General features: G+C 61.2%; 11 protein-coding genes. 7 read left to right on the top strand and 4 right to left on the bottom strand.

Annotation, left to right across the window (positions count from 1 at the left end):
* Positions 1–447 precede the first annotated feature (447 nt).
* Positions 448–693, bottom strand: a complete 246-nt coding sequence (locus WB528_RS15110) for a hypothetical protein (protein WP_423889221.1) — start codon at positions 691–693, stop codon at positions 448–450.
* Positions 694–1,065: 372 nt separating this feature from the next.
* Between WB528_RS15110 and WB528_RS15105 the strand changes: the two genes are divergently transcribed.
* From WB528_RS15105 to WB528_RS15085, 5 genes are all read left to right on the top strand, one after another.
* Positions 1,066–2,058, top strand: coding sequence for an ABC transporter substrate-binding protein (locus tag WB528_RS15105; protein ID WP_423889220.1), 993 nt, complete (start codon positions 1,066–1,068; stop codon positions 2,056–2,058).
* Positions 2,059–2,103: 45 nt separating this feature from the next.
* Positions 2,104–4,683 (top strand): ATP-binding protein, encoded by a 2,580-nt coding sequence (locus WB528_RS15100; RefSeq protein WP_423889219.1) that lies wholly within the window; start codon positions 2,104–2,106, stop codon positions 4,681–4,683.
* Positions 4,680–5,072: a response regulator gene (locus WB528_RS15095; protein WP_423889218.1), complete on the top strand. Its 393-nt coding sequence runs from the start codon at positions 4,680–4,682 to the stop codon at positions 5,070–5,072. Before WB528_RS15100 ends, WB528_RS15095 begins: the two co-directional genes overlap by 4 nt.
* 21 nt (positions 5,073–5,093) lie before the next feature.
* The gene (locus tag WB528_RS15090) at positions 5,094–5,402 is read left to right on the top strand and encodes a beta-propeller fold lactonase family protein (protein WP_423889217.1); all 309 of its coding nucleotides are present in this window, start codon (positions 5,094–5,096) and stop codon (positions 5,400–5,402) included.
* 286 nt (positions 5,403–5,688) lie between these two features.
* The gene (locus tag WB528_RS15085; protein ID WP_423889216.1) at positions 5,689–6,375 is read left to right on the top strand and encodes a glutathione S-transferase family protein; all 687 of its coding nucleotides are present in this window, start codon (positions 5,689–5,691) and stop codon (positions 6,373–6,375) included.
* 79 nt (positions 6,376–6,454) lie between these two features.
* On the opposite strand, the gene WB528_RS15080 is transcribed toward WB528_RS15085, so the two are convergent.
* A complete protein-coding gene (locus tag WB528_RS15080; RefSeq protein ID WP_423889215.1) occupies positions 6,455–6,697 on the bottom strand; it encodes a DUF1127 domain-containing protein in 243 nt (80 codons plus the stop codon).
* A gap of 136 nt (positions 6,698–6,833) precedes the next feature.
* Between WB528_RS15080 and WB528_RS15075 the strand changes: the two genes are divergently transcribed.
* Positions 6,834–8,105, top strand: a complete 1,272-nt coding sequence (locus WB528_RS15075) for a flavin-dependent oxidoreductase (RefSeq protein WP_423889214.1) — start codon at positions 6,834–6,836, stop codon at positions 8,103–8,105.
* A 191-nt stretch (positions 8,106–8,296) separates the two neighbouring features.
* Here WB528_RS15075 and WB528_RS15070 read toward each other — a convergent pair whose 3' ends face one another.
* Positions 8,297–8,731 carry a PaaI family thioesterase gene (locus tag WB528_RS15070; protein WP_423889213.1) on the bottom strand — a complete coding sequence of 145 codons (435 nt, stop codon included), beginning with the start codon at positions 8,729–8,731 and terminating at the stop codon, positions 8,297–8,299.
* A gap of 65 nt (positions 8,732–8,796) precedes the next feature.
* Entirely contained in the window at positions 8,797–9,921 is a 1,125-nt protein-coding gene (mutY, locus tag WB528_RS15065; protein WP_423889212.1) for an A/G-specific adenine glycosylase, read from the bottom strand.
* A gap of 84 nt (positions 9,922–10,005) precedes the next feature.
* On the opposite strand from mutY, the gene WB528_RS15060 reads away from it, so the two are divergent.
* Positions 10,006–10,367: DUF721 domain-containing protein (locus WB528_RS15060; protein WP_423889211.1), on the top strand; the 362-nt coding region annotated here is incomplete at its 3' end.

Genomic DNA, 10,367 nt, shown 5'->3' with positions numbered 1-10,367 from the left:
GCTTGATGGCTGCCAGATATGCTGGCAGCGACCCCGTTTGCCAATGTCAATCCACTCCACTAGCCAGCGCGCAATCCAAGGACGATAGCGAGTGGACCAAAGCAGAGGCGATCGAGAGTGCTGCGTTAGTTGCTTCACGGTGGGATAGTGATGATCAGGCGAGCAATCCCTGTTTTTGTAACATTGATTGCACTCGGCCAAACCGCCACAGCGGGCGTGCCGTTGTTTGGCCATGTCTCCTGCGGCGTTGTTCGTTTCTATGTCGCCAGATATTCAGAAGCAGCCGCCGAAAAGTGGGCACGAGGTCACGGCGCCGGCGATGCCGAAATCGAAACGGCGCGTCGCTGTCTGCATGGCGCCAATGTGCAGACTGCAAGCTCGGCAGCGAAGCCACAGGTGCTCGCCCCCGTAACCGAGCCGGAGCGCGCCGAGCACCAACCAGCCGAATCAGCCGAACCAGCTCAGGACGCGCCGCAGGCCGTACCCGTGCAAGGTCAGCGCGCCGACTCCGAACAGGATAATCACGACAACGAACCAGGTGTTCATGGCTTCATCGGCCCGAAGGATATCGTCGCCGAGCGCGTGAGCTACCCAGTCGAGCAACCCGTTCCATCCAATGGAAAGACTACCACATTGCGCCCACGCTATATGGGCGCTACGCATCGCGCCGACCGTGCGGGAGCGACGGGCCATGCGCCATGGCTCAAGCGATTATGGGATCACCTGACCAGCCGGCGCCAATTCAGCATCGCCTTTTTGCATTTCAGGGGCGACCGACGATAAAGGGTAAGAAGGCGGCCGCCACATATCCGATGATGCACTCACGTTGTAGATTTCCCAGCCTGTGTCCGCTTCGAGCCCCGAGACGCCCAGCGGGTTCGCGCTCGGCGCGCCGGTTGTGGGGAGAAGACCAGAAGTCGCTGATATTCGGCCAAAATTGACGCTGATGACCCGAAGCAGACGTAGGTCAGCATCTTATGTTGCGGTGGCAAAAGCCGGATTTTGGCCCTATCAAAGTGTTCGATTGAGCCGCTAAGATGCTGTGTCCAGGCCCTGGGGTCGGAAATGCGGCGACGCGAATTCATCTGGTTGATCGGAGGAATGGCTGCTTGCCGGCCTCTGGCCGCTCGCACGCAGCAGTCCGACCGGGTGCGGCGTATCGGCATTCTTCTCACCGAGACGGTGGAGGATGATCCTTATTATGAGGCCCCACTGAAAGCGATCAGGGACGGACTGCACGACCTTGGCTGGATCGAAGGCCAGAACCTGACGATCAATATTCACCGCGTCGCTCCGAAGACCGCAGAAATCCGACGGCATATTGAGGAATTGCTCGCCGGACAGCCCGATATCGTCGTTACATCAGGTGGTACCGCCACGGGACCGCTGCTGCAGGCGACCCGCTCCGTGCCGGTCGTGTTCATGGCAGTCGTCGATCCCGTCGGGGCGGGATTGGTTGAGAGTCTTGCGCGCCCCGGCGGCAATGCAACCGGCTTTATGCGGTTCGATTACAGCCTGAGCGGCAAGTGGCTGGAAATACTCAAACAGGCTTCCCCTGCCGTTACGCGCGCCGGCGTCGTTCGGGATCACACAATTACATCTGGAGTCGGTCAATTTGCGGTCATCCAGTCGGTCGCCAGTTCGCTCGGTGTCGACGTTGTTCCGATCGATCCGCGCGACGATGGTGAGCTCGAAAGCGGGATCGCCAAGATCGCGCGCTCTCCAAATGCGGGGCTTATCACAACGACCAGCGCGGCCGTGTCTGCGCATCGCGACCTCATCATCAAACTGGCGGCCCAGCATCGATTGCCTGCGGTTCACAGTCATCGGATCTGGGTGGATCGTGGTGGTTTGATATCCTATGGACCCGATCTGATCAAACTGGCCCGGCTTCCGGCCGGCTATGTCGATCGCGTTCTAAAGGGCGAAAATCCTGCCGATCTTCCGGTCCAGGCGCCAACTGGATACGAGTTTATCGCCAATCTAAAGACCGCAAAGACACTTGGCCTCGCGCTACCCCCAGCGGTGCTCGCCCGTGCCGACGAGGTGATCGAATGAATGAGCCAAAAGACACGCCGTTGCATTCTTACTAGATTGTAAGGGATGAGCATTTCCCTCAACTCCGATGCTTCTCAGGACCGGGCGCTCGCAGCGGCGCAAGTAGAGCAAGCGGCTGCAGAGGCCAAGCCATCGGGTCCGAAAATCCGCAGCCGGCTGTTCACCAAATACGTCGCGCTGTTCGTCGTGGTGGTCGGCGCCGCGCTTTTTTCGAACGGAATTTTCGAGGTTTTTTTCTATTATCGCGAACACAAGGCGGCGCTGATCCGGATTCAGCACGAACAGGCCGAGGCAGCAGCGGCCAAGATCGGACAGTTCATCAAGGAAATCGAAAGCCAGCTCGGCTGGACCACCCAGCTGCCGTGGTCGGCGGGCTCGATTGAGCAGCGGCGCTTCGATGCCTTGCGCCTGCTGCGGCAGGTGCCCGCCATCACCGAACTGGCGCAAGTCGATTCCACAGGCAAGGAACGGCTGCGGGTATCACGTCTTGCCATGGATGTCGTCGACAGCGGGCTTGATCTTTCCAAGGATCCGAAATTCACCGAAGCGGTCGCGCACAAAGTCTATTATGGGCCGGTATATTTCCGCCGGGAGTCCGAGCCTTACATGACGCTCGCGCTTGCGGGCACCCGCAAGGACGCCGGCGTCAGCATTGCCGAGGTCAATCTCAAACTGATCTGGGACGTGGTGTCGCAAATCAAGGTTGGCGAACGTGGTCACGCCTATGTCGTCGGCCCGGGAGGCCGGCTGATCGCGCATCCCGACATCAGCCTCGTTCTGCGAAACACCGATATGTCGAAACTCGCGCAGGTGCAGGCGGCGCGGGCCGGCACTGACGCCGAATCGCTGGAGGGCACAAAAAACATACAGGGCCAGGAGGTGCTGACGGCATCGGCGCCGATCGGCGCCCTCGGCTGGACGATGTTCGTCGAACTGCCGGTGGAGGAGGCTTACGCCTCGCTTTATGCCGCGCTGCAGCGCCTTGCCATCGTGCTGGTGGCGGCATCGCTCTTCGCGGTGCTTGCCGGGGTATTCCTGGCCCGGCGCATGGTTGGTCCGATCCAGGCGCTGCGTGCCGGGGCCGAGCGCATGGGTAGTGGCAATTTCGCCCAGCACATTTCGATCAAGACGGGCGACGAACTCGAGGGCCTCGCCAACCAGTTCAACGACATGGGCGCAAGACTGCAGGAATCCTACGCCAGCCTTGAGAGCAAGGTTGAACAGCGGACCTTAGAGTTAAGCGAAGCCCTGCAGCAGCAGACTGCGACCGCTGATGTGCTCAAGGTCATCAGCCGTTCGGCATTCGACCTGAAATCGGTGCTCACGACGCTGACCGAGTCCGCGAAATCGCTGTGCGGCGCATCGCTCGGCATCATATGCCTGCGCGACGGCGAGGTCATGCGGTTGCAGGCCGAGTCGGGTTGCACGCAGGCATTTCTCGATTTTATGCACGCCAACCCGATCAAACCCGGCCGCGATACCATCACAGGCCGGGTTTTCATGGACGGCAAGCCTGTCCATATCCCGGACGTAGAACGTGACCCCGAATATAATTTTGGCAACGCTCCGGCGATCGGCGAATACCGCGCGGTGCTCGCTGTGCCCCTGATGCGCGACGGTGCGGTCGAAGGCGTGCTGCTTCTGGGAAGGCCGGCGCCGGGGCCGTTCCACCAGCGGCAGGTTGATCTGGTTCAGACCTTTGCGGACCAGGCCGTCATCGCGATCGAGAACGTGCGCTTGTTCGAGCAGGTACAGGAGCGCACCAGGGAGCTTTCGCTTTCTCTGGAAGAACTTGGTACCGCGCAGGATCGCCTTGTGCAAACCGAGAAGCTCGCCTCGCTCGGTCAGCTAACGGCCGGCATCGCCCACGAGATCAAGAACCCACTCAACTTCGTCAACAACTTCTCGGCGCTTTCGGCGGAGTTGATCGACGAACTGAACGGCGTGCTCAAACCGGCTGCGCTCGACGACAAGGTCCGGCAAGAGATCGACGAGCTCACGCAAATGCTCAAGAGCAACCTCGAAAAGGTCGTGCAGCACGGCAGGCGCGCGGATTCGATCGTGAAGAACATGTTGTTGCATTCGCGTGAAGGTTCGGGCGAGCACCGGCCTGCCGACATCAACGCAATCGTCGAAGACAGTCTCAACCTTGCCTATCATGGTGCGCGAGCGGAGAACCCCGGCTTCAATATCACCCTGCAGCGCGACCTCGACCCCAAAGCGGGCATGATCGATCTATACCCGCAGGAGATCACGCGGGTATTTCTCAATCTGATTTCGAATGGCTTTTACGCAGCCACCAAGCGCAAGGAAACCGGCGAAGAAGGCTACGAGCCGACGCTGAGCGCGACCACAAAAGATTTCGGCAACAGGGTCGAAATCCGCATCCGGGACAACGGGACCGGGATCCCACAGGAAGTAAAGGAGAAAATGTTCAATCCCTTCTTCACAACCAAACCGGCGGGCGAGGGCACCGGACTTGGCCTGTCGATGAGCCACGACATCGTGGTGAAACAACACGGGGGCAGGATAGAGGTCGAGACAGAGCCAGGCCAATCTACTGAATTCATTATCTCGCTGCCGCGATCGGCGGCGGCACCAGCAAAAGCGGGGAGCGCAAATTGAGTGTTTACGTCCTCGTCGTAGATGACGAGCCCGATGTTGAAACCCTTTTCCGTCAACAATTCCGGCGTGATCTCAAATCCGGACGCTTCACGATGGAGTTTGCGCCATCGGCGCCGGCGGCACTGGCCAGGGCTTCCGACGAGATTGTAGATCCATCGCTGATCCTGATCCTGTCCGATATCAATATGCCCGGCATGAGCGGGTTGGAAATGTTGCCGAAGGTGCGCGCGGAGCGGCCCGACGTTCCCGTCATCATGATAACCGCCTATGGGGACGCAGAAACACGGCGCAAGGCGATCGAAGGCGGCGCGGTCGGTCTTTTGACGAAACCGATCGACTTTGCGCTGTTGCGTCAGGAGATCGACGCCCGTCTTGGGCAGGCCGCATGACCGCAACCATTCTCGTCGTCGATGACGAACCCGACCCGCGCAATTGCCTGCGCGCTCGCACTCGATATATGGGCCGAGGAGTTTCGCGAGCGCTGGAAATCCAGAGGCGTTAATTTCGGCGCAACCCGGATCGGCCTTCACGCGGGCTCCGCGCTGGTCGGCAACTTCGGCGGCGGCCGTTCGCGATCCTGGTTTCTCGTCGTCTCCGGAAAAAAGTCGGACACGATTTCATCCTACAAGATCGATGAGGCCAGCGGCGGTCTGACGCTGATCGGAAAGTATCCGGCAGGAAAGGATGCGAACTGGGTCGAAATCGTCAGTTTTGATTGAAGATACCGGGAAGGACCGGGAGTAATCGGCCTGATTGCTCTCGGCCTCACCTAAACAAATCTGAGGGGTTGCGCCGCGGAATTTGGTCGCTACCGACGCGGGGCGGACTCTGACAAGCCGTCGGCGGCGAGAGGTCAACGGGTTCACGGCCTGGATTTTGGCCGCTTCCCGTCGCCCTTCACAAACTCGTCGCTTGCCCTTTGCCGCAAAATTTGCGCAAGAACCTCCGCCCGTGGCGCCCTGCCGCGCTGGAATTTTGCCGCAACAAACAAAAAGGGAGATCAGAATGCTCAAATTCTACTTCAACGGCGCGCCGAACCCCAACAAGGTCGCGCTGTTTCTCGAAGAAACCGGCCTGCCTTGCGAACTCATTCCGGTCGACACCCGCAAGGGCGATCAGTTCAAGCCGGAATTCCTTAAAGTGAATCCGAACGGCAAGGTGCCGGCGATCGACGATGACGGCGTGTTCGTGTTCGATAGCAACGCGATCCTGCTCTATCTCGGCGAAAAGACCGGCAAGTTCATGCCCGCCAACACGCCGAAAAACCGCGCGCAGTTGCTGTCATGGCTGATGTTCATTGCGACCGGCCTCGGTCCCTATTCAGGACAGGCCGTGCATTTCAAGCACGCGGCGCCCAAGGATCTCGAATACGCGCATAACCGCTATCAGTATGAAGCCCATCGCCACTACAAGATCCTCGACGAGCATCTCGCCAAGAGCAAGTACATGGTCGGCGATACCTATACGATCGTCGACATGGCGTTCTGGGGCTGGGCGCGCCTCGCGCCGTACGTGCTCGGCGACGACGTCTTCACCAGATATCCGAACGTGAAGCGCCTTCACGATGAAGTCTCGGCACGGCCGGCGGCGGCGCGCGCGATCGCGTTGAAGGACAAGTTCACCTTCAAGGCCGAAATGGATGATGAGGCCAAGCACATCATGTTCGGCCACCTCAAGACCAAAGCCGCTTGATCCGATCCAAATCATGAAACGGCGCCTTGAGGGGCGCCGTTTTCGGCGGGCAGCCTGATTGGCGTCGCCGCGCGGCAGGTCAGGCACGCCAGAACGGCTTGCTGACTTCATCCGATATCGACGACCAGCAGGTTCCCATATCCTGAAGTTCATAGTGGCTCCGCGCGGCGAGCTCGCGGCGAAAGCGCGCGCGGGCCCGCCAGGTCCGCACCGTCGACAATGCGTTCAAGGCCACGCCGGCAATGAGGCGCGGCCGCCGGGCGTGACGATCGCAGTACAATCCAACCGGAATATTCCGGCAGTCGTTGGCAATCCCTGTCATGGCCATTCTCCGTTGCGTCTTGTCTAACGCAGGCCTGCTGACAGCGTGTTGTCAGCAGCACGGAGGGCGGATCGGCCCATTTTTCACTGTTGCCCGCGCTCGCCCCTCATGTCATGACGCTGACATAGAGGGGATCATGACAGTTCTTATTGCCGGTGGGGGCATCGGCGGGCTGACGCTGGCGCTCAGCCTGCATCAGATCGGCGTTCCCGCCAAAGTCTTCGAAAGCGTTGTCGAGCTGAAGCCGCTTGGCGTCGGCATCAACGTGCTTCCGCACGCCGTCCGCGAATTGATCGAACTGGGCTTGCACGACGAGATCAATGCCGCGGCCGTGGCGACGAAGGAACTAGCCTACTTCTCCAAGCGCGGCCGGCCGATCTGGAGCGAACCGCGCGGCCTGGATGCCGGCTATAAATGGCCGCAGTTTTCGATACACCGCGGCACGCTGCAACAAATCCTGCTCGATGCCGCGATCAAACGGCTGGGACCTGAGAACATCCTCACCAGCCATCACCTGAGCGGCTGGACCGAAACTCCCGACGGCATTCGTGCAAGTTTCGTCGACAAGGCAAGCGGCAAACCGGCAGGCGATTACGACGGCGCGGTCCTGATCGCCGCCGACGGCATTCACTCCGCGGCGCGGGAAAAACTTTACCCGAAGGAAGGCCCGCCGATCTGGAACGGACGCATTCTCTGGCGCGGCGTCACCGCGGCGAAAGCCTTTCTTTCCGGCCGCACCATGATCATGGCCGGCCACGAGATGCTGAAATTCGTCTGCTATCCGATTTCAAAAGAGCCCGACCGCGACGGCAACTTCAAAATCAACTGGATCGCGGAGCGGCACATGCCGCCGACCTATCGATGGCGGCGCGAGGATTACAACCGCACCGCCCGGCTGGAAGAATTCCTACCGTGGTTTACAGACTGGACATTCGACTGGCTCGATGTCCCCGGCTTGATCCGCAATTGCCAACACGCGTTCGAATATCCGCTGGTCGATCGCGATCCGATTCCGCAATGGACGTTCGGCCGCGTTACCCTGATGGGCGATGCCGCGCATCCGATGTATCCGGTCGGCTCCAACGGCGCGTCGCAGGCCATTCTCGATGCCAGGGTTCTGACACGCGAGATATTGGCCCACGGCCCGACCAACGCAGCGCTAAAGGCCTACGAAGCAGAGCGCCGTCCTGCCACGACCGATCTTGTCCTGCTCAACCGACGCAACGGGCCCGAGCAGGTGATGCAGCTGGTCGAGGAACGCGCCCCCGACGGCTTCAATGAAGTCACCGACGTGCTGTCGCGGCAGGAACTGGAAGACATCGCGGCCAACTACAAGCGTGTCGCCGGTTTCCAGGTCGAAGGCCTCAACGCGAAACCACCGATCGTGCCGCAGCAAAGGGCGATCTAAGCGCGAACCCATAAAGGCGGGACGTCGACTCTCGATGCCTGGCAGAGATCTACCGCTCAACCGGAACGGGGCCGGTTTTGAACCCGAAGCATCATTTTGGTCATGCCGCTGGACCGGGGCGAACCTTTTCGGGCGCTGATAAACACCGGATCCTTTGCGTCGCTATCGGGGATACAGCGGACGTTGCGGATTCATGAGTACACGTCCTGGCGAAGCGCCCTCGCCGCTTCGATCAGGCGCGCCGTCGTGCTGGCGGTTGCGAGCACGGCGCCGTTGTCGGCCATCAGCTTGCCCTCCATGAACGCAACGCTTTTGCCGAGCTGGATGACCTGCGCCTCCACGATCAACGGTCCCGGCCTGGCGGGCGCCAGGAAGTTCACGGTCAGGCTGATAGTGGTGGTGTAGAATCTTCCTTCGCTCGTCATAAGCGCAGCCGGTCCCATGGTGTCGTCCAGCATGGCCGAGAGAATGCCGCCCTGGATGAAGCCGGCCGGATTGCAAAACTCGGTCCTTCCGTCGAAGCCGACCTTGAGCCAGCCTCTATCGGGCCGGGCATCGATCAGCCGCCAACCGAGCAGCCTGGCAGACGGCGCAGCGGGAATATCGTCGAGCGCGGTTTTGAGCATTGCAAGCCTCCATCGGAGGCAACCTAGCCGATAGCTGCTGCCAGCATGGTGTCAGCAGCTATCGGCTAACCAATTCCGTGCGCGATGACCTTACGCATCACATTCGGCAGCGCTTCGCCCTCAAGCGTTGCGATCGGCACCCAGCGCATGCCTTTCGGCGCGCGGGTACGTGCCGGGACATGCGCCGTATAGACCACAAGCTCGAGCGGAAAGTGCGTGAAGACGTGGGTGACCACGCCCAGCTTGCGATGCCAGCGCGAAACGCCGCCGACCTGAGGCGCCTGCCCCAGCGCCGCCTTGTCGTCTTGTCCGGCGCGCCACTCCGAGACCGGCACTTCGGTCATGCCGCCGAGCAGGCCTTTCTCGGGGCGGCTGCGAACCAGCAGTTCGTCGCCGCGCGTGACGACAAAGGCCGCGCCGCGGCGCAGTTCGCCTGACTTCTTGGCCGCCTTGCGCGGAAAGCTTTCCTGATCGCCGCGCTGGCGGGCCGAACATCCCTCGTTGAGAGGACACAGGCTGCATGCCGGCTTTTTCGGTGTGCAGATCGAGGCGCCGAGATCCATCAGCGCCTGCGCGCTATCGCCGGCGCGAGACTTCTCTTCGCGGGAGTCGCCAAGCAACGTCTCCGCTAACCGTTGAATGACAGGCTTCGCCTGTGGCAGCGTCTCTTCAACGGCAAACAGCCGCGACACCACGCGTTCGATGTTGCCATCCACCGGCATGGTCCGGCGATCGAAGGCGATCGCGGCGATGGCGGCAGCGGTATAGGGCCCGATCCCCGGCAAGCCGCGCAGGCCTTCCTCGGTGCCGGGGAACATCCCACCGTGATCGCGGAGTACCGATACCGCGCAGGCGTGCAGGTTGCGCGCGCGCGAATAATATCCAAGCCCCGCCCACATCCGCAGCACGTCATCGAGCGAGGCGCGGCCGAGTGCGGCAATATCGGGCCAGCGCGCCAGGAACTTTTCGAAATAAGGTCCGACCGTTTTGACCCCGGTCTGCTGCAACATGATTTCCGACAGCCACACCGCATAGGGATCGGGGCGACGGCCCGCCGGCGGACGCCACGGCAAGACCCTGCGATGCCGGTCGTACCAGGCCAGAAGCAGCGCGGGACGCGCAGCCAGCGGGTCTGCAATATCGGGGGACGGTGTTTTCTTCCGCCGGACGGCCGCATTTGCTAAGGTCATGCCGTCTTATAGCGTCACTTGAGGAAGCGGCCGAAGCTCCTGACGGAAATCACCAGGAAAACTTCGATTGGAAATGAAGCACACATGGCCAAGCCCGGCCCGATGTTCGCAAAGCCGCTTTCCGTCCTGCTCAGCGACGTCTTTTCCGACGCCTATGCCAAGCAGGGCTTTGCCGCGCGCGAACTCGTCACGCGCTGGCGCGAAATCATCGGCCCTGAGCTGTCGGCCCATTGCGAACCGCTGAAGATGCAGTGGCCGCGGCCGGTTGAGGGACAACAACAGGAACCGGCGACGCTGGTGCTGCGGGTGGAAGGCCCGATGGCGCTTGAGATCCAGCACGCTTCTGACGTCATCCTGGAACGCGTCAACCGCTTCTTCGGCTGGAGTGCGGTGGGCCGGCTAGCGCTGCGGCAGGGGCCCTTGTCGCGCCGCGAGCGGCCCCGCCC

Origin of the sequence: Bradyrhizobium sp., from assembly GCF_049586575.1 — a bacterium.
GTDB lineage: Bacteria > Pseudomonadota > Alphaproteobacteria > Rhizobiales > Xanthobacteraceae > Bradyrhizobium.
This window is presented reverse-complemented; position numbering and strand designations above follow the sequence as displayed.